Raw genomic sequence first — 24,144 nt, 5'->3', positions numbered from 1 at the left:
GGTGTGGTTCGGAAGAAGCCCATTACGCTAAGATCCAAAATCAATATCCTTGTTTTATTGAATATTTTGTTTGTTCTGCTGCTGGTTTTATCCGCTCTTTCCTATATCCTTATCGACCAAAAATTTAGAGAGTCAAGCGACCAAGCACTGTTTCTAGCAAGAACTATCGCAGGAATGCCGCAAGTGATCGGGGCGTTTAATGAAGCCAATCCTTCATCCGTCATTCAACCGCTTGCTGAAGATTTCCGGATTAAAACGAAAGCCGAGTTTATTGTTATCGCCAATTCGGAGCTGATCAGGTTCAGTCACCCCAACCCTGCAAAAATCGGAAACCCCCTGGATGGAGAAGATGGCGCAAATGATCAGAAAGTGCTTCATGGGGAGGAGATTCGTTCTACGGCCGGAGGCAGTCTTGGACTTTCGGTGCGGGCGAAAACGCCTATCTATGATTCAAGCCATCAGGTGATTGGACTGGTATCCGTCGGTTTTCTTGTTCAAAATGTTTGGAATGGCATTTACATATTGCTTTTTGAAATTATAGCCATTGGAACGGCCGCTCTTCTGTTTGGGCTTGTCGGCGCGCACCTATTATCCGGACATATCAAAAAGCAAATTTTTAATAAGGAGCCTATTGAAATCGCTTTTATCACACAGGAGCAAGCAGCTATTATGGATTCCATTCGAGAAGGCATCATTGCGATTAATGGGGACGGAAAAATCACCACCTGCAACTCAGAAGCGAAGAAAATATTGGGGTTGGAACACGCGGATGTGAACGGTCAGGATATCGGTACGGTTCTCCCTTCATCGCGTTTAATGGAGGTTCTTGAAGAGGGTGAGGTCCATAAGGATGAGCCTATGATCATAGGAAAAACTCTGGTCATTACCAATCGAGTGCCTGTATATTCCAGAGGAAAACGAATAGGTGCTGTTGCCACCTTTCGCGATAAACTTGAGCTTGACCAGATCGACAGCCGCCTTGCGGATATAGGTCAATACGTGGATTCCTTGCGCAGCCAACGTCACGAGTTTATGAATAAACTGCACTTGATCTCAGGACTCATCAAAATGAAAGAATACGAGATGGTCAATGAGTTATTGGAACAAATCAATGAGGAACAGCAAAACCTGCTAAGCTTTTTTCTGACAAGAATTCATGATCCTGCTATTGTAGGCGTACTCATAGGAAAGATGCATCGTGCAAAAGAACTGGGTATTCAGCTGGTCGTTGACTCTGAATCTGAACTTCCCGATCCATGCCCGCATAGAGAAATCGTGATCACCCTTCTTGGGAATGCTATCGAAAACGCTTTCGAATCCATTTCCGGCACCCATCAAAACCCAACACCGGGCACCGTTATCGTTTATTTTCATGATGAAACGGAACGGCTGTCCATTTCCGTTCAAGATTCAGGTCCCGGCATTGAGCCGGCTCTTGGAGAAACGGTTTTTCACGACGGGGTCTCTACAAAGGGCAGAGGAAGAGGCTTCGGTCTGGCGCTGCTTGCCCGTTTAATCTCAAATATCGATGGTGACTTATCCATTGCAAGCTCATCTTCCGGTGCGATTTTAAAGGCCATCTTACCTAAAAAAGGAGACATTTATTATGGGTAATACTTCTTCCATTCGGGTGATAGTCATTGATGATGATTTCATGATCGCAAAAATGCACGGAAAATTTATTTCCTCTCAGTCGGGTTATGAATTGGCGGGTCTGGCTTACAATTATGAACAAGCCCTCTCCCTCGTTACCGAATGTAAGCCGGAGCTGCTTTTGCTTGATGTTTATCTGCCTGATCAATCGGGAATCGACCTCGTGCGAACCATACGCAGCCAAAATATACCATGCGATATTATCCTTATAACAGCAGCCAAGGAACGTGAAATTGTCGAGGAAGGATTTCGTCTTGGCGTGTTTGACTATCTTTTTAAACCTTTTGATTTGGAGCATCTTCAGCATGTCCTTATCAAATATGCACAATTCAGGATGCAGCTTTCTTCTTCAGAGCCGCTCAGTCAAAAATCTCTGGATCATTTAAAAAAACTGCGCGCACCAAATTCTGCCCCAAGCTCTTCTGACCTCCCTTTTCAAAAAGGAATCGATGTAAGGACATTGGATAGAATTAAGCAAATCTTAAAGGACAGTAATGATTTTCAAAATGTCGAGGATATTTCCCAAAGAGCCGGAGTCAGCCGTTCCACCGTACGCAATTACCTGACCTATCTGGTAGAAGACCATACCGTCGAGGAATTTCTGCAATACGGCACAATAGGAAGGCCGCAGCGGCTCTATCGAATAAAATAGGACGCCTAAAAATAAAAGCAGCCTGTCCTCATCAGAGGGCAGGCTGCTTTGTAGTATTAGCGATAAGCATTATTACTCGTAGATCACTACGGATTTGGTTTCTGCATCCCATTTTACTACTGCATTTAGGGCTTCACTTAAAAAGCGGGCAGGCACAACAGTGCTGCCTCCAACGATTGTGGCCGGAACCTCAAGCGTCTTTTCTACTCCATTGACATAAGCAATCTTACTATCGATCAATAATTTCACTGTAACGGTATTGCGGATAACGGTGACTGAACGCTCTTCTCCATTCCAGGTAACTTTGGCTTGCAATGACTCGGAAATCGCTCTAAAAGGTACCAAAGTGCTTCCGTTGCTGATGATGGGTGCAACCTCAGAGGCAGGCTCTGTCCCGTTCACATACAACTTCACACCTGTATTGCCTAATTTCTCATATAACTTGCTCACCTTTTTGTAAGAGTCCATATTTTTGATATTCGCTTGTATGGCTTCTTTTCCCACATAAACCGCTTCGGTTACGCTGCCCTTTTGATCCAGGATATCAGCCAGCTCCGATAAAGCCGCATCTTTTTCGATAACTGCTTCGAGTTTAGCTTTCAATTCAGGCGTTAGCTGTGTGCCATATTTGGTTAAAAGCAGATCAGCAATTACGACTCCGGCTGGCTTGTCGCTTACATTTTCAATTGCTTTGAAAAGTCCCTTGTAACCATTTTGACCATGCTCATGATCTTTTTCATGATCTTTATCATGACCGTATGTATTGGATGTAACCGACTCATCTTTGCCTTTTGCATCATTCTTGTCGTTGTTATTTCCGTCTTTTGTTTCATGCTCGGACATATTCGAGGAATCTTCTTGCTTGTCCTTCGATTTTGCAAATGCGGATCCTGCCGTCAGGCTAAATGCCAGTATGCAGGTAAGAATGATCAACCAGTTTCTTTTCATTCGTTTAACTCCTCCTTGGATATGTATACTTACAATTTATAACATTCGACAGAATCTTGCAAATTATGGGGGTTTCTACGATGGGCAGCGAAAAAAAAGAATCCTAATCAGAATTAGGATTCTTGACTTGCAATGATGCAGTTATGACGCGAAAAAAAACTTAATCATTCTTCAATATTTCATCAATCTCGCTCTTTAACAAAAGGTACCTATGCACGCTTCTCATGATGGGAATCTTGGTTAAATGATGCTTATCCACATATATTTTCATGTTGTCTTTAGAGAGGCCCAGGGAATTACCCGCTTCCGTTACGGTCAATACAACTTCATTGCTTGTTGCATTAAAGGTTCTTTTCACCTTTTGGCTCCAATCTTGAAATGCTTCCATATCCTGCAACCTTTCTCATTCCTAGTCGTTCTGAATATCCCTATTATATCACAAAACTCCAGCAATAACCCTGCGGTTAGACAGACACCCATTTTATAGGTAAGGAATACCTTATTCAAAGCTAAACCAATAAGGAGGGAAACCAATGCGAATTCACGTAGTACAGCCTGGCCAAACTCTCTATCAGATTTCTCATATGTATGGGGTACCTGCCAAGAAAATCGCAGATGCCAATGAGATATCTATAGATAAGACGTTAGTCGTAGGACAGGCATTAGTCATTCCTGTAGCCGGGGATTCAAAGCCACGCCGTTCAGCCGAAATCAATGCTTATCTGGATATCAGGGGAAGCGAAGTGGCGCCAAATTTAGTACAATCCGCTACTCAGGCCGCACCGCACCTGACTTACCTGGCCCCATTCAGCTTCCAAATTAAACGTGATGGGTCTTTAAAAGCGCCACCCTTAGATAATCTGCAAGAGATTGCAAGACAAAACCATGTCACCCTGATGATGGTAGTTACCAACATGGAAAACGATCAGTTCAGTGCGGATCTCGGTGCATTATTCTTGAATAATGCAGAGCTTCAAAATACATTATTGAACAACATTCTGCAAACGGCAAGGCGATTGAATTTTCGGGACATTCATTTCGATATTGAACATTTGCGTCCACAAGATAAGGATGCCTATAACAGCTTCCTGCGGAAGGCTGCCAACCAGATCCATCAAGCAGGCTTTTTGATCTCGACGGCTTTAGCTCCAAAAACAAGCGCAGCTCAAACAGGTGCATGGTATTCGGCTCACGATTATAAGACACATGGACAAATTGTCGATTTCGTTGTGATTATGACCTATGAATGGGGATATAGCGGCGGCCCGCCTATGGCCGTTTCGCCGATTGGATCTGTTCGTAATGTGCTCCAATACGCCATCAGTGAGATGCCTGCTTCCAAAATCATGATGGGGCAAAATCTATACGGTTATGATTGGACACTGCCCTATGTGCCCGGAGGAAGATTTGCCAAGGCTTTAAGTCCTCAAGCGGCGATTGACTTGGCCAGACAAGTACACGCTGCGATCCAATATGATTATACAGCTCAGGCACCGCATTTTAGTTATTGGGATAATCAAGGAAAACACCACATCGTCTGGTTTGAAGATGCGCGGTCCATCCAGGCCAAGTTCAATTTAGTCAAGGAATTAAGCTTGCGGGGGGTAAGCTATTGGAAGCTGGGGTTAAGTTTCCCGCAAAACTGGCTGCTCATCGACGATAATTTTAATGTGACTAAGCGCGCTAATAGGATTGTACTAAGGCAATAGCAGAGAAATTGATTTATGCAAAAAGGCTGCTCCGGATACATCAAACTGCGACAGATCACGATTTGGTGCCGGATGCAGCCTTATTAGTTGGACAGATGCGGCGAACATTGCATTTTGTACATTAGGGTGTATCACAGCTTTGACGTCATTCCTGCGGAATTTCCTTTAGCTGTGAAAACTCCCCTTGTCTTTAATGTTGCTATAACAATACCCAAGGTAGTGAGGATAAAGGCAGCGACGTGAATCCAGCCAATTTTCTCATTTAAGAAAATAATTCCGCCTACAATACTGGCAAACGGCATGCCGTTGATGAACATGGCTGTTCGATTGGCGCCCAATTGTTTAATACCGTAGTTCCAACCCAATGTGCCTAGGGAAGATGCTCCCCAAGCTGAAAGCAGCATAATGATCCAAGCCGTCCCTGTCATGTGAATCTGTTGATAAGAAGAAGGACCCAAGTATACAACTGTGCCCAGATTTAAGAATACTCCGCCAATTACTGTGGAATATGCCGTGACTACTAATGTAGGAATCGGCGTTGCCGTGATTTTCTTGACGAGCAAGCCTCCCACTACATATGCCAGCATTGCCAAAAACATAAATATATCTCCCCAGCCGGATAAATCGACAGTACTGTCTGCTGATTTTGAGAATATGACCAAAATGACCCCTGATAAGCCAAGCACAATACCAACAGCTAATCGAAAAGTGAATTTTTCACCAATGAATATGGCTGCCAGAAGAGCTGTAGTGAGCGGATTCAAGCCCAGGATGAGTGATGCATTTGTGGCCGTTGTTGTAACTACTCCATAAGCTAATAACATTTGATGAAAGAAGATCGACGTTACTCCAATGAGGACGAGAAGTCCCCACTGTCTGGCTGTTGGTTTATAGAAGCCATGCATTTTCCATACAAAAGGCAGCAGCACAATTCCAGCGAGCGGCATTCTGACAGACGCCACTAACAAGGGTGACATAGACTCTGTTAGATGCTTAACCATGACAATATTTAATCCCCATGATATGACAACCATAGCTAGAATGACATAGATGACTTTCTCTGATTTAACCAACATCAAGCACTCCCAAGTGTTTAGCGATTCAAGAATAATAACATGCTTCTCTTAACTATTCAAAAGACTTTTACACCATTCATGTTGTCGGATGGATTAATCGATACAGGACAGCTGCCGCTTCCCCTCGAGTGATGGCCGAACCAGGTTTGAAGGTGCCGTCATCGTAGCCGTTAAACAACTTGGCTTGCACAACGGAGCCAATCAACGAATTAGCCCAGTGGCTCTGTGACACATCGCTAAAGCTGCTTACTGGCTGTGGAGTTAATCCTTCGCTGCGAGCTAGAATTGCCGCAATTTCTGCACGGGTAATGCTGCTTTGCGGATGAAAAGTATGATCAGGATAACCGTCAATCATGCCGTATTCAACGGCAGTTAGGATATAGACCTTGTCTTTCGATTTATCGATGTCTGTTAGATCCGTTGTTGAGGAATTGGATAGAAACAACTGTTTGGACTTGACCAAATAGCGGATAAACTCCGCTCGGGTAATACTTTGATTCGGTTTGTAATACAACTGGCCGTTCGAGACATAGCCGTCGATAAAACGTTCCCCGAGTAAATAGTTGATTTCTTTTTGGGCCCAGTACGCATCAATATCAGCAAAGTCAGTGGGAATTCCATTCAGGGAAAGTATATATTTAACAACAGCCTTGTATTGATCGTCGTTTAGAGAACCCGGTGCATTCTCAGGCATCTTTTGACTTATAAAGTTGTAAGCCTTCTCGAAGGTTCCCAATTTTTTTCTGAAATGATCACTGACCAGATCAGGAAATGCGCCATTGTTTCCATGGCCGTCTACAGCATGGCAGGATAAACAATATTGCTGATAAACGGTCTTGCCGGCATCGGCAGGAGGTGCGGTTTGGACTGCAGACAAGGCTTCCGCCGTGATTTTATGATCATCACTGAAACCTAAACCGATCATACCTATGAAAGCGATAAAAAGCGCCAATACAGCTATAGTTGACAGCCGCCGATATTTAATCATCAAACCGCCTCCTTTTCCCGAAATTATATTCGACAATTCATTCCTATTTCCTTTGTTTTAAGTTCCTTCCATTCTATCGACGCATGAAAAAAGCTTGGCAGAATATTTCCGCCAAGCCGCATCTTTCCAATCTTTTACCTTTATGCCTGTTCACTAATGGCTGCTTGATGTTCTACGGATGAGCTCAATTTTTCGCGGGACATCATCATTGTGGCCGCAAATGCCACTGCAGTAGGAATGAGCGCCCACATAAAAGTATGTGTGATGGAGGAGGAAAGCAGCGCCGTAATCTTCTCCAAAACAGGGGCCGGAATTTGAGCCCGCGCTTCAGGCGCAAGCAGAGCTCGCGGATCACTCAGGAGCGGGTTGTTGGCAGGTTGGACCTGCCCTCCTCCCAATCCGGCAAAGATCTCTTTCAGCTTGGAAGTAAACTCATTGCGCTGAATGATCCCGAACACGGTAATTCCAATCGTCATGCCAAGTGAACGGATAAAAGCGACCGTAGAGTTCACAGAGCCGCGCTGCGAAGGCTGAAAATGGTGAATAGCCGAGTTGCCTAGCACAGAGAACGAAGCCCCGATTCCCAACCCGACCACGATCATATAAATCGTAACGAGCAGCCGGCTTGTATCCGGAGTTAAAGTCGTCAGCAAGATCATGCCTGCCACGAGCAAAGTAATGAAGAGAATCATGATTTGACGGTAGTTCCATTTGTTCATCAGGAATCCGCCTCCTGTAGCTGATACTACAGATCCGAGCATCATCGGAAGCAGCACAAGTCCGGAATTTGTCGCCGTACCGCCGATCACACCTTGAATGTAAATCGGAATATAGACGGAAGCCGTGATAAACGCCATCCCGCTGAATAAGCCTACTGCGTTGCTCATGGTAAACAAGCGGATCTTGAACATCGGAAACGAAATGATCGGTTCCTCAACTCTTCTTTCAATCATAATAAAGGCGATAAACAAAACGATAAAGGCTGCGAACAAGCCCAGAATGACTCCTGAATTCCATGCATACTGGCCGCCTCCCAGCTCAAGCGCGAACATGATGCTGACGACCGCCCCCACCAAGGTAATAGCACCCCACCAATCAATTTTTTGCTTCGAGTGAACAGGGGATTCTTTATAGAAGCCTCCAATAAAGATAAGGGCTAACAAGCCGAGCGGAATATTAACATAAAATACCCAATGCCAGCTGATATAGTCAGTGATATAGGCGCCAAGCAAAGGCCCAAAAATACTCGATAAGCCGAACACGGCGCCGAATAAGCCGCCTAATTTACCACGCTGCTCTACCGAAACGGTGTCAAACATAATCGTAAATGCAATAGGAATGAGCGCCCCGCCGCCGATACCTTGAATAGCCCGGTAAATGCTTAGTTGAACAATGCTTTCTGCAGTACCGCTCAAAATCGATCCCGCTAAAAACACAATCAAGCCAAAAATAAAAAATCTTTTGCGCCCAAACATATCCGACAGCTTGCCGAATATCGGCATTCCTGCCATTTCGGCAACCATATAAGCAGAAGTCACCCACACAAATTTGTCAAAACCGCCCAAATCTCCGACGATCGTGCCCATGGCCGTAACGACAATGGTATTATCCATCGAAGCCATTAAAATGCTCAGCAAAAGTCCGGCTAATACCAGTCCCAGATGGCTTTGTTTTGAATTCATTTCAATAGTTCCTCACTTTTCCAATTTTTAGCAGATTAGACTTCGCTATGCATCATTATACTTTGCGGTTTAACTTTACGATAGTACTCTTTGACTGCTTAAAATATTCTTTATATTCCACAAGCTCAATGTCGCATCCAGGCCCAATGATCACACGCTTTCCGCGAACGACTTCCGCATTCGTATGCTCCAGGTAAATTTCATCACCTTCAATAACAGCTGCAGTCAATATCGCATGCGGAGACGGTTTAAAAAAGAAGCTGAAAGGACTAATCAAGCTTGCTCTTCTCACATTTATTTGTTCACACCCGATATCCCGGGCTTGACAATCCATGTACAGCTTAATATCCATTTTCCCTGCGTTCAGCAGACCTCCGACTTTAAATACCCCCCTGGCTTTAAACACATCAACCTCGCAGTCGCCCTTTGTGTTCAGCTGGCCTCTTAATTCCAATTGCTCCCCATACAGATTGCCCTCAATATCAATGGTTCCCGAGCATCGGAGTTCCTTCAATCGGGCATCGCCGCCAATGGTCACAGTCCCGGAAATCCTCATGTTAGCTGCCTGAACATCCTTTGAGAAAGAACAAGTGCCCACAACCACTGCCTGATTGGATTTCAAGCGGCCATCCATATCCAGCGTACCTATACATTTCAATTGACTGCATTCCACATCTCCGTCAATCGTTCCTTCTCCGATGATACGGACTCTATCATATTTTCCACCTGTGGCGGTAGAGCTGCCTGTGATCGTCAGATTCCCTTTGGTCAGCTTGCCTTTTGTCATATTATCCACAATGGCATTCTCCTTTCTTTTAAATTTGTTCCAATCTCTTAACCAAAGATCCTTTATCTTGCTCAAACTTCTTATTGTATTCAACGAGGCCAATCTCGCATCCCGGTCCGATCGTGATGTTCGTTCCCCGAACAACCTCAGCGGTTGTATATTCCACATATATATCATTACCTTCGATGGATTGCGCCTTAAGCCTATTGCTATTGGCCAGAGGAATTGGCAGCACCTTCAACCATTTTGCAAAATCGATACCCGGCTGTTTTCGGATCTTGATATACTCTCCTCCAATCTCGGCAATGCGACTATTTCCGTGCAGGGTAATCTGGATATTTCCCGCATTCAGCATGCCCATCTGGAATCTGCCGCTAGCTTCGAAGTGCTCTGTTTCACAATTTCCATTTACGGAGATCGTGCCGTTTAATTGAATGATATCGCCGATTAAATCTCCAAACACGCTAATTTTGCCATGAATTCGAATCCGATCTGCATGCAAGCTGTCTTCAACAATAGCGGTTCCGTGAATCTCGGCAGCCGAGGCATTGATACTTCCATTCACTTCTGCTCTGCCATTCACTATGAATTTGGAGCAGTTGATATTACCGTCAACTTTTCCGATCCCGTCAATTTTGGCTAAACGGACAGTGCCCCCATTTGAAGAACCTATGCCCGATATAAGCAGATTAAGTCGATTTTCTTGTTTCATAGAGATTGACCTCCTTTACATTGTCGTTATTTTCAGCTTCAATTCTTCAATGAGCTTGCCAACATTCACCCGAAGAATGATTTTCACACCTTGCTCAAAGTAAAGCTCGCTGCCCGCCGAAACCAGCAAAAATGCAGAAACACCCATCTTGCGGATAAAAATCAAATCGCAGTTTTTCCCTTCAAATTTTCTGTATTGATCGGCAAGAGTTTGCAGCAGAAACTTACCTTCATCCAGGCTCATTTCACCGGTTTGCAAGCAATGATCCAGCATAAAGAGGTACATGGTTTGTTCAAACGTATAAATATCGGAACCGCTTATATGTTTATCAGCATATTCTGCAGCATTTGTCGAAACAATGTTTCGTTTCACTAATTCATTTTTGTGGATAGAAAGCTCAGTCAGAACAGGCGAAAATACATCAGCTAGTTCATCTAACGATAAATCATCCTTCATATTGACGATCTTATCGATTCTGGCAAGCATCTGTTTCCTAGGAAAAAAAGTTTCCTGTCCCGTAAACGCCGATTTTCGAATAAACCACTCTTCCGGAACCAGATTTTTACGCTTCCAGCGGTATAATTGCCCGTATGATATGCCTGTTAGCTCTAATAGCTCTTTTTTGGAAATAAGTTCAACATCCATATATAGCGGCCTCCTTTCTCGCTTAATGTAACATAACATTGTTACGTTGTAAAGCCGCTTTTCTCCACAAAAAAAACCTCCTTTACGGCTGAAATGCAGGGAGCATTGATCTAACTCAGTCTCGAGACTGATAAAAAACCCATACCTGGGGTGCTTGTTTGATAAGGAAATTTTTTCTAAAATAAAACTGTAAGATTTTGATAATTAACGGAGGTAACAAGGTGGAAAAAAGGGCGTTTTTAGGAGTTATCTTAATATTGGTCGGTATATTTCTCTTTACCAATAGAGGAAGTGTGATGGATCCAGGCACAGTTTTTGGCATTTTCTGGCCAAGTTTATTCGTAATTCCACTGGGTATCTTGTTTCATTGGATGTACTTTTTTGCAACTCATCGGCGCGGCAGCGGCTTGTTAATTCCCGGAGGGATCTTGCTTTTGGGGGGAGTTATCTGTCAGATTTCCATGCTGTTCGACATCTGGTCGTATATGTGGCCGGGCTTTCCTCTTGCAGTGGCATTTGGCCTCCTTGAATTCTATTGGTTTGGCGGAAGGAACAAATGGATTCTGGTTCCCGTATTTATTCTTGGCAGTGTATCGTTGACCTTTTTCACCATCTTTACACTTGGATCCATCATCAACTTCAATTTTATGGGTCAATCTTCAATAGCTATTGTTCTTATCGTAGTTGGACTGGTCATTATGTTCAGCAAGAAACAAAAGAGAGAATTTTAAGGACCGGAGCTGGTCCATAGGTTGGGGCAGCCTTGAACAAATAAAAAGGAGCTATCCCTTCATCATCTTTGATGATTTTTGGGACAGCCCCTTTGCTATGATGCCTGACTCATATTGTCTAGTGACCCATCGTCATGGGGTTTGACTGATTATCTTGCTGCCCTTCGCCTTCCGAGACCTTAGGCTTTCGTAAGATAATTGCAACCAAAGCCCCGGCAACGGCAATCCATGCCGCAAAGTAAAACGTATCTCCGAATGCGGAAACCATGGCTGCTACTTTGTTGCCGGATGCTGCGGCCATATGCTGTGTGATCCGCGAAGTCAAATAACCGGTGAGACCGGCGATCGCGAACGACACCACAACCTGCTGAGCAGCTGTAGTAAGCGACGTTACCCGGTTGACCAGCCTGCGCGGCGCCGCTTTCAAGATGTGCGTATTGACAGGCATCATGGAAATGCCCATGCCTGCGCCCATTAACATCAAGGCGATGATCACATAACCCGATCCGGTGTCGGCCGATATTTGAGACAGTTGGAACAAGCCGCCAGAGACAAAGCATAAGCCAATAATGGCGAGCAGGCGTGCGCCGATTTTGTCAAACAGTTTTCCGGCGATCGGCATCATGATGCCGGACATGAGGACCTGCGGGATACTCATCAGACCGGAATGCATCGGAGTGTACCCTTTAACCATTTGCAAGTACATCGGAACGAGCAAAAACGAGCTGAATAGCGCCATCATCGACAGCCAGGAAATGATGATGCCGCGGGTGAAGTCAGAAGAGCCGAATACGCGAAGCTCAAGCAGCGGTTGCTTGTGACGAAGCTCAACGATGATTAAAAGGATCAAAGCGATACCGCCTACCAACAAGCCCGTAATCGTTTGGGTGGAGCCCCAATTTTTACCTCCCTCGCTGACCGCATAAGCAAGTGCGGCAAATGCGATCGGTGCGAGCAGCATGCCTGCAATATCCAGCGCAGGAACTGCTTTTCGCTCAATTTGAGGCAAATATTTGATACCCACCAAAACAGCAATGATTCCGATTGGCAGATTGATCAGGAAAATCCAGTGCCAGCTTGCGTACTCGATCAGAAATCCGGAGAGCGTCGGACCGATAGCAGGCCCCAGCATCATCGGAATGCCGAGCACCCCCATGACCGAGCCTTGTTTGCCCGGAGGAGCGAGTCTGAAAATGATAGCCATCCCGATCGGCGATACCATACCCCCGCCTATACCTTGAATGATGCGGTAAAGAATGAGCTGTTCCGGCGTTTGTGCCAGAGAACAAAGCACAGAACCTAACGTAAACAAAACGATGGTGATCAAAAAGATTTGTTTGGCTCCATACCTGTCGATCAGCCATCCGGCCAACGGGATAACCGCAGAAAGCGCGAGAGTGTACGACGTAATCGTCCACTGTATCGTGGATACCGTGGAATGGAAGTAATCGATCAGATTGGGCATCGCAACGTTGACAACCGTGCTGTCGAGAATGACCATAATCATTCCTACTACGACAGCCATGACCGGGCCCATAATGGATTTGATCTTAAATTCTTGATCTTCAGCAGCAGAAACAGTAGTAGAATTGATTGACATTATTTACCTCATTTCTTTTTTGTATTGAACTTCAACTTCAAAAGTTTACCAGTTGGATCGGTAATCATCAAACAGAAACCTGATTTGACCTTCCTATTTTAGCATATAACAAATGAAGTCGTTTCTTATGGATTGCTATAATTAAAATTCATATTTAGCTTCTTGTTCTTCACGGATTTTTGTATACGTTTCGGTTAATACATATGTATCCTCAACCAGACGTTCAATACGGAAGAGCACGTCATCGTTGACGATTTCCTTGCGATGGAAGTCTTTTTCCTCGATGAATACGTAGGTTTGCACAATTTGTGCTTTCATATATGCTAATATCGGTTTTAGCTGTTGTTCAACCATGAGGTAATGCTTGGGCGTACCGGCTGTTACAAGCATACTCACGATTTTATCGCGAAAAGCGCCAACCGGGAGCAAGTCAAATATGTTCTTTAACGTCGCTGGAATTGAAGCTTGAAATACAGGTGTCCCAATAATTAAAGCATCTGCTTCCATGATTTCTTTTGTAACAAATAAAGTATCACCTTCATATTCCAAGTAACTGCGCCCATCGCTAAATTGAACATCATATTCAGCCAAATCAATAAGCTTTATTTCGGCATTCGGATATTTTTCAGCAAATGATTTTAAAGTGTAATCCATTGCAGTTCGTGTTTTTGACCCTACTTTCGAACCCGATAATCCTACGATTTTCATCGTAATTCCCCCCTTATTTTGCTGTTGCTGTATGCTTCCGTACTTCCGGTAAAATTTTTGTTCCAATAAGTTCAATATTTTTTGCTAATTTCTCAAAACGTAGTTTGCCCGGTATCACACAAAAAATGTTAACCAATCAACTCCGAGAATTAGAGGAGGAAGATATTGTCGAGCGTAAAGTTTACGCTCAAATCCCCCCAAAAGTTGAATATTCTATTACCGAATACGGAAAAAATTGGCGGTATCCATAAAATATCTGTATAATCTTAGGTACAAGAAAGTGAATAATAATCAAATGGGAGGAGCCTGTCATCTAGGCTTCTTTTTGCCTTTTTGAGGTTAATTCAGAATATTATGTTTATCAAATGAATACGGGGGTTTGTCATGCATTCGGCAACATTATTATTAGCACAGCATTATTTAATGGCTTTATTTATCATTTTTTTCATTGGTACCCTTGGCGGTAAACTAGCTGATAAACTAGGAATTCCGGATGTAGCCATATTTATTTTATTAGGCATCGTTCTTGGACCTTCCATGTTATCTGTCATTAATATCCATATAGAATCAACAATGAATCAAATGATATTAGTGTTTGGAGCTTGCTTTATTATTTTCCACGGCGGGGTTATTACTAGCTTTGAGATATTGCAAAAGGTATGGCGTACCATCACATTGCTATCTACGCTTGGTGTTGTCCTCACAGCGTTTATCGTGGCGTTTGCAGCGACATGGATATTTCATATTCCTTTCTTGGTTGCACTTCTTCTTGGTTCTATCCTGGCTTCTACAGATCCGGCTGCACTTGTTCCGATCTTTCAAAAATTTCCGATTCGCCGAAAGGTTGCTCAAACGGTTATTACTGAAGCCGCATTTACAGATGCTACCGGGGCAATTATGACAACGGTGGTGTTTGGGTTGTTGTTTACGAGTCAAACAACTGGAATGTTCTCCATCGGATTCCAATTTATTCAGCTTGCCTTAGGTGGGATTGTTGTAGGAGTAATTGTAGGCTTTATAGCTACATTTCTCATTTCTGAAAACGATCGCGGGCTACTCCGTGAATTTACACCTATGGTTGTGGTATTAGCTGTTTTAGGTGCATATTTACTGGCAGAGCAGATTCATGCGAGTGGATTTATGAGTGTGTTTGTTGCAGGATTAGTGCTAGGAAATGCGAAGTCCTTGCGATTGACTATTTTGCCTAAAGAAGAACATGCGGTCCATCAATTCATTGATGCAGTAAGTTTAAAGCTTCGTATGCTCGTATTCATTTTATTGGGCAGTCAAGTTGATTTTTCTGTGTTGAAACAATATGGATTAGCAGGGTTGGCCGTCATTGCCATCTTTATCTTTGTTGCTAGACCGATTACGGTACTTGCTAGTCTCTTACCGGATTCCAAAGCCAAATGGACACGACAGGAAGTCCTTTTCTTGTTCTGGACACGGGAAACAGGTATAATCGCAGCTGCACTTGCAGGAATTGTTGCAAGCTCCGATCTGGTTGAGGGGAAATTAGTGTCATCTGTTGTCTTTCTTGCTATTTTAGCCACCTTGCTTTTACAAGCCAGCACAACTCCGTTAGTGGCTAGAAAACTCAAACTGATGGAAAGTGTATCGATACTAGAGGAGAATCCTCCTTTAAAAGCACCTTGAATGTGGATACCTTACCTATGCAGGTGATAAGGAACGGTGGTAATTACAACGTCTTTGTTCTTTAAAAACAAAGTCCTGATTAACAAAGAAGTTTGATTGTGGAGCGCATATTGCCACCATCTCTTTGGAATGAATTGGGCAATAATAAGGTGGATATGATCCGGTTTTCCGCCTTCTGCTACCTCAACCATTTTCATAAAACGGGATAACGGCTGCAATAAAGAACGATACTCACTTTTCAGAGTGATCAGCGGGCATGGGGAACCCCACTCTTCCCACTTCATTTTCATTTTCTCTATGGATTCGTCATCATAACCGATATGCAGTGCCATTACTTCATCATTAATGCTTTTTGCAAATGAAATGCTGTTTAAAACCACTTGATGAATTCCTGCTACAAGAACAATGGAGAGTACACGATGTTTTTGGGGATGCATGGTCTTCACGTCGATTCGTAATTCTTCTGCAACCTGATCATAATGTTTTCGAACGGCAATTGCAGCAAACACGATTAGAGGAAGTGCCACGAGGACAACCCAAGCCCCATCTTTAAACTTGGTCACAGCAAATACGACGCAAACCAAAGCAGATATAATGGCTCCTACGGCATTAATCAATGCTTTGACTTGCCAATAGGATCCTCTTACTTTAAGCCAACGACGGGTTAACCCAGCCTGAGCCACAGTAAACGCCGCAAAGACACCGATTGCAAATAAAGGGATTAAGGCATTTGTTCGGGCATGGAACGCTACGATTAGTAGTATGGATAATGCCGCTAAAACAATCATTCCATTCGAATAACCAAGCCGGTCCCCCCGAATAATCAATGAACGAGGTAAAAAACGATCTGCAGCAACCAACGCCATCAGCTGCGGAAATCCTGTAAAAATAGAATTCGCGGCAATAATCAAGATGATGAATGTGGACCAAGTGATCATTTGATAGAAGATGCCCTGTCCAAAATAAATGCTTGCCAATTGTGACAACATCGTATGATTGGGGTCAACCGGTATTCCCTTTACATACAGGTGATAGGCAAATCCTAACAAGGTCACACCCGTCAGTAACCCCATCGTGATATAAGCTTTAATTGCACCTTTTAACGGCGGATTTCGAAAAATGGGAACCGCGTTTGAAATCGTTTCTATTCCAGTTAAGGCGGAGCATGCTGAACTAAATGCTTTTAAAACTACCAGCAATGTTAAGTTAGCAGGAAGAGTACCGAATGGCGGTGTCGTGCTTTGAACAAATCCGTGTTGGAATTCATCAAAAAAGCCGGTTATGATCAGGGCAAGCATACAAACGATAAAGAGAAAGTTAGGCCAAGCGAAAATATCAGCCGATTCAGACACGCCGCGTAAGTTTACCATAAGAATAAATACCACACATAAGACGGACAATGAAATTTGATAAGCTGCCACTTCAGGAAAAGCGGATACTATTGCCTGAATACCTGCGGAAACGGATACGGCAACGGTCAACACGTAATCAATAAGCAATGCACTGGCAGCAATCAAAGACATCCAAGGCTTTTTAAAATTTTCCTTTGCAATGGTGTATCCACCACCGCCATTTGGATAAGCTAAAATCCCCATAATATACGATGTAATTAAAATTCCAAGCAAAATAACAGTGGCTGCAGTAATCGGCAAAATGAGCCATTTTACTTCGGCCCCCAAACCAATAAGTTCTGTAACTCCTGCTTCAGGCCCGTAGGCCACGGATGAATAAAGATCAGCTGATAAAATCGGCAATGCAATGAACCAGAGAAGCTTATTGTGTTTGGCATTCAGCTCTTTCGTTCGCATGGGTCGACCAATTAGAATCCGCTTTAAATACTCAAAATTTATAAGTGAAAATAAAATCGCTATGATCGCCAAGACATAAAATATAGGATAAGTCCATGACGATAACATATGCATAAAATATTTCTCCTTCTCTTACATACTGGATTCGAGCCAGCTTTAGATTTATAGTCTACAGTAATATTACAAAATATACCTTAGAAATGATTGTACCTATGCAGCCATTTTAAAATCATGAAATAATGTCTAAAAAGCAAAAAGCCCCGAAAAACGAGGCTTTGCCAACAATCTGACCTCTTAAAAGAGGTCTTTTTAAGTTTCAAACTCTTATGATCGCGCTACTCGATGTGCCAACCTTGTTGTTTGCGAATAAATACGATCTGACCGATATGATACGCATTATGAGTACAGAGATTAGAGATGGCGCCCCACCATGGGCAATCACCTGGATAATTGGGTATGAGAGTATCAAGCTTCGAATCAGGGGAGTCAGCAAGCACATTACGGAATTCGATGTAGGCTGCATCCAGTTTATTTACCGCAGCTCTCCAGCTTTCTTCATTTATTTCTTCCTTTATGACAAACGTACTCTTGTTATCAGTACCAATTCCTGCAAAAACTTCATTGTTGATAAAGTAGCTCATCCATTTTTGATTCCAATAAGTCAGGTGGTTTACAAGCTGCCAAATAGAATGACTTGAATCATCCTTACGCCAGACGGCCTGCTCCGCTGTCAGTCCCTGTACCGAGTCAAGAAACGTAGGAAACCAGCTCAGGTCATTATGGCAAGCGGCAAGCTGATCTAACAGTACATCTTTCTTGGAAAAATTCATCTGATCTCTCCTCTCATAAATCCATTATAAACAAGAGGACTTCACACAAATTGGTAAAAATTAATTTATAAAAACAAAATCCGGTGTATTGATTGACAATCGTTCTGAAAATTAGCTCTTCTCGTTTATTTGAACTATGGTATAATTTTCCTCAAATCACTGATAAATAAGACATTTTTTCCAGAGGGAGGAGATGGGTATGAAAGCGCTTATCGGTGTGACCGGCTATTACATGAATAAACATGATGCGGCAAAGCTTGGGGTTTACGGGTCATTCGACCGCGATTTTGGAGTGGCTTCCTATGACTATACGCGCTCTGTGGAGCGGGCAGGCGGGATTCCGGTCGTGCTGCCTGTTACGGAAACAAGCTTGCTCGATTCGCTGCTAGATCGTTTGGACGGTCTGCTGCTAACAGGCGGTACGGACATCAATCCTTTGTATTACGGCGAAGCGCCGACATCTTCTCTCGGCAAAATAGAGGAGGAACGGGACGCGTTTGAGCTGGAGATTGCCAATCGTGCGCTTGCCAGGGATATGCCGATATTCGGCATATGCAGAGGATTGCAGCTGCTCAATGTGGCTATGGGCGGCAGCCTCTATCAGGACTTGCAGCAGTCGCTCGGACAGGATGTGTTTCATGCCCATATTCAATTCCGCAAATGGCAGGCCACGCACGAGGTCGCTCTCGAAATGGGGAGCAGGCTGCATCTGCTGGCAGGAAGAGACAGATTGGCGGTCAATTCGCTTCACCACCAGGCCATTCATCGTTTGGCAGATGGTTTGATGATCACGGCACGTGCGGATGATGGAGTTGTGGAAGCCGTCGAAGCGACGTCGCATACTGCCGTTTTCGCGGTCCAATGGCACCCGGAGATGATGGCGGAACGAGACCGGACTCAGCAACTGTTGTTCGATCATTTCGTGAGCAGTGCAACTCGGTGAAACAAGGATAAACGGCTTTAATAAACAAAGTCATTGACCGATGGAATATTTTTCTTTACAATTCGAGTAATGATATCGAACATTAATTGTTACCGTTATGTTAATGACATGAAATATAAACCTCATATCACCTCAGAAAAAAGGAGCTGTCTATGAACACCGAGCGTATACTGGATATTCAGGGCCTCCGCACCCATTTCTTTACCGATCGCGGAGAAATACCGGCCGTTGACGGTATTGACCTCTATGTCGGCAAGGGTGAAGTGCTTGCTGTTGTCGGAGAATCCGGCTGCGGCAAGAGCGTCACCTCACTCTCTGTGTTAAAGTTGGTTCCACAACCGCCGGGCAAAATCATCGACGGCTCAATCCTTTTCAAGGGCGACGATCTTGTCCCCTACAGTGAAAGCAGGATGAGAGCCATCCGCGGTGATGCGATCGCCATGATTTTCCAGGAACCTATGACATCCTTAAATCCCGTCTTTACGATTGGTCAGCAGATGATCGAAACGATCCGCCTGCACCTCAGAATCAGCAAGAAGGGAGCGAAGCTTCGCGCTGTCGATATGTTGAAGCTCGTTGGCATTCCTCGTGCGGAAGCGATCGTGAACGAATATCCGCATCAATTATCCGGAGGCATGCGTCAACGGGTCATGATCGCAATGGCGATCTCGTGCGACCCTGAGCTGCTCATTGCCGATGAACCGACGACAGCCCTTGACGTGACGATCCAGGCACAAATACTCGATCTGATCCGCAGGCTGAATAAGGAACTCGGTACCGCTGTCATGTTGATCACCCACGACCTTGGCGTCGTGGCAGAAATGTGCGACCGGGTGGTGGTCATGTACGCCGGCAAGGTGATTGAGGAAGGCGATACGCGAGCAATTTTCCATAACCCGCAGCATCCATACACCAAGGGCTTGATCCTTTCGATTCCCCGGATGGATGACACACGGGAGCGGCTGTATTCGATTCCTGGTAACGTACCGACGCTTAGCAAGGACATGGTCGGCTGCCGGTTTGCCCCACGCTGTGAATATGTGATGGATCGTTGCCGTGTGGAACTGCCTGAGCTTGAGGAAATCGAACCCGGACACAAGTGCCGTTGTTGGCTGCAGCAAGAGGAGGGAAAACCGTTGTGAGCGACACACTTTTGCAAGTGGAAGGCTTAAAGAAATATTTCCCGATTCGCAATGGTGTTTTCGGCCGGATTCAGGGCCATGTCAAAGCTGTCGATGACATAACCTTTTCCGTCGGCCGCGGGGAGACGTTCGGGCTCGTCGGCGAGAGCGGCTGCGGCAAATCGACGACGGGACGGACGCTGCTTCGGCTGCAGGAACCAACGGAGGGAAGGGTCGTGTTTGACGGCCAGGACATCACGAAGCTATCGCAGCAGGAAATGCGCAAGTGGCGCCGGGATATGCAGATTGTGTTTCAGGATCCGTTTGCTTCACTCAATCCGCGCCACAACGTCAAGCGGATTCTCGAAGAGCCGCTGCTTGTGCACGGCATGGGCAATGCAAGAGAACGAAATGCCCGGATTCGCCAACTGATGGACGTCGTCGGTCTGACACAGTCGTATCTGCACCGGTATCCGCACCAATTTTCAGGCGGACAACGACAGCGGATCGGGATCGCCAGAGCACTCGCGCTGAATCCGAAGCTGATCGTGGCTGACGAGCCGGTATCGGCGCTTGACGTATCCATCCAGTCCCAAGTGATCAATCTCATGCAAGATTTGCAAAAGGAATTTCAATTGACCTATATTTTCATCGCCCACGACTTGAGTGTGGTCAAGCATATATGTGATCGAGTAGCCGTCATGTATCTCGGACGGATCGTTGAGCTGGGCAATAAGGAGCAGTTGTACCGCGACCCGAAGCACCCGTACACGCAAGCGCTGCTATCTGCGGTACCTATACCGGATCCGGATGTGAAGCGGGATCGCATCATCCTGCAAGGCGATGTGCCGAGCCCTTCCAACGCGCCGATCGGCTGCGCGTTTCATACCCGCTGCCCGAAGGCGATGGATGTCTGCCGATCGTCCCGTCCGCAGCTGATGGATATGGGAGCAGGGCATCTGACCGCCTGCCATCTGTACTCAGCCCAGCCGTAACCTTACTATGCCATCTGTACTCCGGGACCGGCAATGGAACCGGTGGTGGAAACATAAATAACATTTTCAAAAAAAGAAGGGAGTAGGTTTCCGATGAAGAAATGGACACACCACCTGCTTGCAGCGACACTGATTTCTGTGCTTGCTTTGACAGGTTGCAGCAAAAGTGAACCAGCAGCCGCACCTAAGAGTTCCAGCAGCGCGAAAGAAACGCCAAAAGCAGAATCCAAGAAGGTACAAGACACCCTGATCGTGGGACGGGGCGGTGACTCGGCCAACCTCGACCCATCCATTGTGACCGACGGAGAATCGCTCAAGATTGCTCACAACGTGTTCGACACACTGCTCGACTTCAAAGAAGGTACGACAGAGGTAACAGCAGGTCTCGCCGAGAGCTGGGAAGCATCCCCGGACGGCTTGAAGTACACATTCAAACTGCGTAAAGGCGTCAAATTCCACGACGGCACCGATTTTAACGCAGACGCAGTCGTCTTCAACTTTAAACGTTGGAACGATCCACAAAGCCCTTATAAATTCCAAGGTGATTCGTTCGATTACTATAAGACCATGTTCGGTCCGGAAGACAAGCGGGTAATCAAGGATGTAAAAGCCGTCGACCCGAATACAGTCGAGTTTACCTTGAACATACCGCAGGCGCCGTTCCTGCAAAACATCGCCATGCCGACCTTCAGTATCGCAAGCCCGAAGGCGATACAGGAGAAGAAAGAGAAATTTAAGTCCGAGCCCGTCGGCACAGGACCGTTCGTCTTCAAAGAGTGGAAACGCAACGACTCCATCACATTGGAGAAAAACCCGAATTACTGGCAGCAAGGATTTCCAAAGCTGAATAAAGTCATCGTCCGCGTCATTCCTGACAACTCCGCACGTTACAACGCGCTGGCTAACGGAGAGCTTGACCTGATCGAAGGCGTGAACCCGGACGATCTGAAGAAGCTTGAAGGCAACAAAGATTTGCAAAAAATCATCCGTCCGTCGTTTAACGTCGGCTATGTTGGATTCAACATAAACAAGAAACCGTTCGACAATCCAAAGGTACGTCTAGCCTTGAACTATGCAGTCAACAAGAAAGCGCTCATCTCAGCCTTCTATGGCGGTCTTGCTGAACCGGCGACCAACCCTATGCCTCCGAGCATCCTTGGCTACAACAAAGACGTGAAGGACTACCCGTACGACCTGGAAAAAGCGAAGCAATTGCTTGCGGAAGCCGGATACGCAAACGGCATTCCGAATGAATTGACATTCTATGCCATGCCTGTCGCTCGTCCTTACATGCCGGACGGCAAGAAAATCGCAGAAGCGCTGCAGGCCGAGTTCGCCAAAATCGGCGTGAAGACGAAAATCGAGTCTCCTGACTGGGCGACCTACATTGATGACACGAAAAAAGGCCAGAAAGACGATCTGTTCATGCTCGGTTGGACTGGAGACAATGGTGACCCGGATAACTTCCTGTACGCTCTGCTCGACAAGAGCAACATCGGCCTCAACAACCGCACATTTTATGTGAACGAAGAGCTGCATACCCTGCTCGTCGGCGCGCAAACCGAAATCGACAAGAACAAGCGCGCTGATGCGTATAAGAAAGCACAGGAAATCATCAAGAAGGATGTGCCTTGGATTCCCCTCGTGCACTCTACACCGTTGTTAGCCGCCAAAGCGAATCTTACGGGATATGTTCCTTCTCCGACAAGCTCAGAGGCTTACTCGAATGTTTATTTCAAGTAATGGGAAACATTGCTCAAGGGTGGCAGGCAAGTAAAGGCTGCCACCCTTTTTCACTGGTTTTGATTCTTAAAGCTTTCGTGAGGCTTCCTCGCTTCCGGAAGCTCCGTTCTTTACATCACCCCATAAAAGCAGGTGAACCATTGTGTTATCTTACATCATCAGACGACTACTGATCCTCATACCCGTACTGCTCGGCATGACGATTATCGTGTTTTCCATCATTCATGCGATACCAGGGGATCCGGCAGAAACTATCCTTGGGGAAAAGGCAAGTCTGGAGTCGAAAGCCGCGTTGCGTACTGAGCTTGGGTTGGACAAACCTTGGTACGTACAGTACGGGACTTATGTATCAAAACTCCTTCATGGCGATCTTGGCCAATCCATCAAGTCAAAAGAATCGATTTCAAAGGAAATCGGCCCATATCTGGCCGCTACTGCGGAATTGACCGCGTTTGCCATATTGATTGCTGTCGTAATCGGGATTAATTCCGGCATCATAAGCGCCTGGAAACAAAACTCATGGTTTGATTATACGGGTATGTTCATTGCTCTGATCGGGGTATCGATGCCGATTTTCTGGCTTGGCCTGATGGAGCAGCTCATATTCGCCATAGAGCTTAAGTGGCTGCCCACCATCGGGAGAATGAACCCCCGCGATCCGGTGGTCGGCGTAACGCATTTATATTTGATCGATACGGTGTTAGCCGGCCGTTGGGATCAATGGTGGGAAGTCATGAAGCGCTTGATTTTGCCCGGATTCGCGCTGGCCACGATCCCCATGGCGATCATCGCCCGCATGACCCGTTCAAGCATGCTTGAAGTACTGCGTTTGGATTATATCCGGACAGCAAGGGCGAAAGGGCTCATGCAAGTATTGGTCGTATATAAACATGCGCTGAAAAACGCATTGATCCCCATCGTTACAGTCATCGGTCTGCAGACCGGCCGTATGCTCGGCGGCGCAGTGCTGACTGAAACCATCTTTGCATGGCCTGGCGTTGGACGCTACATTTTCGAAGCGATCAGCTCACGGGACTATCCGGTCATTCAATCGGGCATTCTGGTGATTGCCTTCATCTTCGTCATCATCAACCTGCTGGTGGATATCCTGTACGCGGCCATTGACCCGCGCATCAGCTACAAATAGAGGTGATTCC

Annotated in this window: 22 protein-coding genes and 1 pseudogene; 11 read left to right on the top strand and 12 right to left on the bottom strand. The window is 45.4% G+C overall.

The annotated features are described in order from the left end of the window. The first annotated feature begins 3 nt into the window (after positions 1 to 3). Entirely contained in the window at positions 4 to 1,614 is a 1,611-nt protein-coding gene (locus tag BLV33_RS20120; protein WP_090795763.1) for an ATP-binding protein, read from the top strand. Next, entirely contained in the window at positions 1,607 to 2,305 is a 699-nt protein-coding gene (locus BLV33_RS20115) for a response regulator (RefSeq protein WP_090795758.1), read from the top strand. The genes BLV33_RS20120 and BLV33_RS20115 overlap by 8 nt, the downstream gene beginning before the upstream one ends. A 72-nt stretch (positions 2,306 to 2,377) precedes the next feature. Here the strand turns inward: BLV33_RS20115 and BLV33_RS20110 are convergent, their stop codons facing one another. Together BLV33_RS20110 and BLV33_RS20105 are read right to left on the bottom strand one after the other, a co-directional pair. After that, on the bottom strand, positions 2,378 to 3,253 hold the full coding sequence (locus tag BLV33_RS20110; RefSeq protein ID WP_090795754.1) for a copper amine oxidase N-terminal domain-containing protein: 876 nt from the start codon (positions 3,251 to 3,253) through the stop codon (positions 2,378 to 2,380). A gap of 160 nt (positions 3,254 to 3,413) precedes the next feature. After that, a complete protein-coding gene (locus tag BLV33_RS20105; protein ID WP_090799083.1) occupies positions 3,414 to 3,641 on the bottom strand; it encodes a DNA-binding protein in 228 nt (75 codons plus the stop codon). 145 nt (positions 3,642 to 3,786) lie between these two features. On the opposite strand from BLV33_RS20105, the gene BLV33_RS20100 reads away from it, so the two are divergent. Next, on the top strand, positions 3,787 to 4,962 hold the full coding sequence (locus BLV33_RS20100) for a glycosyl hydrolase family 18 protein (RefSeq protein ID WP_090795750.1): 1,176 nt from the start codon (positions 3,787 to 3,789) through the stop codon (positions 4,960 to 4,962). A 131-nt stretch (positions 4,963 to 5,093) separates the two neighbouring features. Here the strand turns inward: BLV33_RS20100 and BLV33_RS20095 are convergent, their stop codons facing one another. The 6 genes from BLV33_RS20095 to BLV33_RS20070 form a co-directional block, all read right to left on the bottom strand. Then, positions 5,094 to 6,038, bottom strand: coding sequence for a DMT family transporter (locus BLV33_RS20095; RefSeq protein ID WP_216234800.1), 945 nt, complete (start codon positions 6,036 to 6,038; stop codon positions 5,094 to 5,096). Positions 6,039 to 6,114: 76 nt separating this feature from the next. Next, positions 6,115 to 7,026 carry an S-layer homology domain-containing protein gene (locus tag BLV33_RS20090; RefSeq protein ID WP_090795747.1) on the bottom strand — a complete coding sequence of 304 codons (912 nt, stop codon included), beginning with the start codon at positions 7,024 to 7,026 and terminating at the stop codon, positions 6,115 to 6,117. A 140-nt stretch (positions 7,027 to 7,166) separates the two neighbouring features. Continuing rightward, the gene (locus tag BLV33_RS20085; RefSeq protein ID WP_090795742.1) at positions 7,167 to 8,708 is read right to left on the bottom strand and encodes an MDR family MFS transporter; all 1,542 of its coding nucleotides are present in this window, start codon (positions 8,706 to 8,708) and stop codon (positions 7,167 to 7,169) included. A 55-nt stretch (positions 8,709 to 8,763) separates the two neighbouring features. Continuing rightward, entirely contained in the window at positions 8,764 to 9,504 is a 741-nt protein-coding gene (locus BLV33_RS20080) for a hypothetical protein (RefSeq protein WP_090795739.1), read from the bottom strand. A 19-nt stretch (positions 9,505 to 9,523) separates the two neighbouring features. Next, a complete protein-coding gene (locus BLV33_RS20075) occupies positions 9,524 to 10,207 on the bottom strand; it encodes a polymer-forming cytoskeletal protein (RefSeq protein ID WP_090795736.1) in 684 nt (227 codons plus the stop codon). Between the two features lie 15 nt (positions 10,208 to 10,222). Continuing rightward, positions 10,223 to 10,852 (bottom strand): YhbD family protein, encoded by a 630-nt coding sequence (locus BLV33_RS20070; RefSeq protein WP_090795733.1) that lies wholly within the window; start codon positions 10,850 to 10,852, stop codon positions 10,223 to 10,225. A 221-nt stretch (positions 10,853 to 11,073) separates the two neighbouring features. Here BLV33_RS20070 and BLV33_RS20065 point away from each other — a divergent pair, with 221 nt between their 5' ends. Further along, the gene (locus BLV33_RS20065) at positions 11,074 to 11,583 is read left to right on the top strand and encodes a hypothetical protein (protein ID WP_090795730.1); all 510 of its coding nucleotides are present in this window, start codon (positions 11,074 to 11,076) and stop codon (positions 11,581 to 11,583) included. Between the two features lie 118 nt (positions 11,584 to 11,701). On the opposite strand, the gene BLV33_RS20060 is transcribed toward BLV33_RS20065, so the two are convergent. Both BLV33_RS20060 and BLV33_RS20055 read right to left on the bottom strand, forming a co-directional pair. After that, entirely contained in the window at positions 11,702 to 13,183 is a 1,482-nt protein-coding gene (locus BLV33_RS20060; protein WP_090795726.1) for an MDR family MFS transporter, read from the bottom strand. Between the two features lie 141 nt (positions 13,184 to 13,324). Further along, entirely contained in the window at positions 13,325 to 13,891 is a 567-nt protein-coding gene (locus BLV33_RS20055) for an NADPH-dependent FMN reductase (RefSeq protein ID WP_090795723.1), read from the bottom strand. A 95-nt stretch (positions 13,892 to 13,986) separates the two neighbouring features. Between BLV33_RS20055 and BLV33_RS20050 the strand changes: the two are divergent. Next, positions 13,987 to 14,142: pseudogene (locus BLV33_RS20050) on the top strand (winged helix-turn-helix transcriptional regulator); the annotation flags it as partial. 133 nt (positions 14,143 to 14,275) lie between these two features. After that, entirely contained in the window at positions 14,276 to 15,547 is a 1,272-nt protein-coding gene (locus tag BLV33_RS20045) for a cation:proton antiporter (protein ID WP_090795716.1), read from the top strand. An 11-nt stretch (positions 15,548 to 15,558) separates the two neighbouring features. Here the strand turns inward: BLV33_RS20045 and BLV33_RS20040 are convergent, their stop codons facing one another. Next, on the bottom strand, positions 15,559 to 17,469 hold the full coding sequence (locus BLV33_RS20040; RefSeq protein ID WP_090795714.1) for an APC family permease: 1,911 nt from the start codon (positions 17,467 to 17,469) through the stop codon (positions 15,559 to 15,561). A 221-nt stretch (positions 17,470 to 17,690) separates the two neighbouring features. After that, entirely contained in the window at positions 17,691 to 18,185 is a 495-nt protein-coding gene (locus BLV33_RS20035) for a DinB family protein (protein WP_090795711.1), read from the bottom strand. A gap of 199 nt (positions 18,186 to 18,384) precedes the next feature. On the opposite strand from BLV33_RS20035, the gene BLV33_RS20030 reads away from it, so the two are divergent. The 5 genes from BLV33_RS20030 to BLV33_RS20010 all read left to right on the top strand — a co-directional run bounded on the left by BLV33_RS20030 (position 18,385) and on the right by BLV33_RS20010 (position 24,134). Continuing rightward, a complete protein-coding gene (locus BLV33_RS20030; protein WP_090795708.1) occupies positions 18,385 to 19,128 on the top strand; it encodes a gamma-glutamyl-gamma-aminobutyrate hydrolase family protein in 744 nt (247 codons plus the stop codon). A 152-nt stretch (positions 19,129 to 19,280) separates the two neighbouring features. Then, positions 19,281 to 20,270 carry an ABC transporter ATP-binding protein gene (locus BLV33_RS20025; RefSeq protein ID WP_090795704.1) on the top strand — a complete coding sequence of 330 codons (990 nt, stop codon included), beginning with the start codon at positions 19,281 to 19,283 and terminating at the stop codon, positions 20,268 to 20,270. After that, a complete protein-coding gene (locus tag BLV33_RS20020; protein WP_090795701.1) occupies positions 20,267 to 21,244 on the top strand; it encodes an ABC transporter ATP-binding protein in 978 nt (325 codons plus the stop codon). The genes BLV33_RS20025 and BLV33_RS20020 overlap by 4 nt, the downstream gene beginning before the upstream one ends. 93 nt (positions 21,245 to 21,337) lie before the next feature. Then, positions 21,338 to 22,987, top strand: coding sequence for an ABC transporter substrate-binding protein (locus BLV33_RS20015; protein ID WP_090795697.1), 1,650 nt, complete (start codon positions 21,338 to 21,340; stop codon positions 22,985 to 22,987). A gap of 142 nt (positions 22,988 to 23,129) precedes the next feature. Continuing rightward, positions 23,130 to 24,134 (top strand): ABC transporter permease, encoded by a 1,005-nt coding sequence (locus tag BLV33_RS20010; protein ID WP_090795693.1) that lies wholly within the window; start codon positions 23,130 to 23,132, stop codon positions 24,132 to 24,134. Positions 24,135 to 24,144 lie beyond the last annotated feature (10 nt).

Source organism: Paenibacillus sp. GP183 (assembly GCF_900104695.1).
In the GTDB taxonomy this organism is placed as follows: Bacteria; Bacillota; Bacilli; order Paenibacillales; family NBRC-103111; genus Paenibacillus_AI.
This window is presented reverse-complemented; position numbering and strand designations above follow the sequence as displayed.

What these genes read in the sequence shown, in the direction of transcription:
- BLV33_RS20015 (WP_090795697.1), top strand. Translation starts at nt 21,338, where the DNA reads ATGAAGAAATGGACACACCACCTGCTTGCAGCGACACTGATTTCTGTG.
- BLV33_RS20115 (WP_090795758.1), top strand. Translation starts at nt 1,607, where the DNA reads ATGGGTAATACTTCTTCCATTCGGGTGATAGTCATTGATGATGATTTC.
- BLV33_RS20085 (WP_090795742.1), bottom strand. Translation starts at nt 8,708, where the DNA reads ATGAATTCAAAACAAAGCCATCTGGGACTGGTATTAGCCGGACTTTTG.
- BLV33_RS20060 (WP_090795726.1), bottom strand. Translation starts at nt 13,183, where the DNA reads ATGTCAATCAATTCTACTACTGTTTCTGCTGCTGAAGATCAAGAATTT.
- BLV33_RS20025 (WP_090795704.1), top strand. Translation starts at nt 19,281, where the DNA reads ATGAACACCGAGCGTATACTGGATATTCAGGGCCTCCGCACCCATTTC.
- BLV33_RS20090 (WP_090795747.1), bottom strand. Translation starts at nt 7,026, where the DNA reads ATGATTAAATATCGGCGGCTGTCAACTATAGCTGTATTGGCGCTTTTT.
- BLV33_RS20030 (WP_090795708.1), top strand. Translation starts at nt 18,385, where the DNA reads ATGAAAGCGCTTATCGGTGTGACCGGCTATTACATGAATAAACATGAT.
- BLV33_RS20035 (WP_090795711.1), bottom strand. Translation starts at nt 18,185, where the DNA reads ATGAATTTTTCCAAGAAAGATGTACTGTTAGATCAGCTTGCCGCTTGC.
- BLV33_RS20100 (WP_090795750.1), top strand. Translation starts at nt 3,787, where the DNA reads ATGCGAATTCACGTAGTACAGCCTGGCCAAACTCTCTATCAGATTTCT.
- BLV33_RS20095 (WP_216234800.1), bottom strand. Translation starts at nt 6,038, where the DNA reads ATGTTGGTTAAATCAGAGAAAGTCATCTATGTCATTCTAGCTATGGTT.
- BLV33_RS20105 (WP_090799083.1), bottom strand. Translation starts at nt 3,641, where the DNA reads ATGGAAGCATTTCAAGATTGGAGCCAAAAGGTGAAAAGAACCTTTAAT.
- BLV33_RS20045 (WP_090795716.1), top strand. Translation starts at nt 14,276, where the DNA reads ATGCATTCGGCAACATTATTATTAGCACAGCATTATTTAATGGCTTTA.
- BLV33_RS20075 (WP_090795736.1), bottom strand. Translation starts at nt 10,207, where the DNA reads ATGAAACAAGAAAATCGACTTAATCTGCTTATATCGGGCATAGGTTCT.
- BLV33_RS20040 (WP_090795714.1), bottom strand. Translation starts at nt 17,469, where the DNA reads ATGCATATGTTATCGTCATGGACTTATCCTATATTTTATGTCTTGGCG.
- BLV33_RS20055 (WP_090795723.1), bottom strand. Translation starts at nt 13,891, where the DNA reads ATGAAAATCGTAGGATTATCGGGTTCGAAAGTAGGGTCAAAAACACGA.
- BLV33_RS20110 (WP_090795754.1), bottom strand. Translation starts at nt 3,253, where the DNA reads ATGAAAAGAAACTGGTTGATCATTCTTACCTGCATACTGGCATTTAGC.
- BLV33_RS20070 (WP_090795733.1), bottom strand. Translation starts at nt 10,852, where the DNA reads ATGGATGTTGAACTTATTTCCAAAAAAGAGCTATTAGAGCTAACAGGC.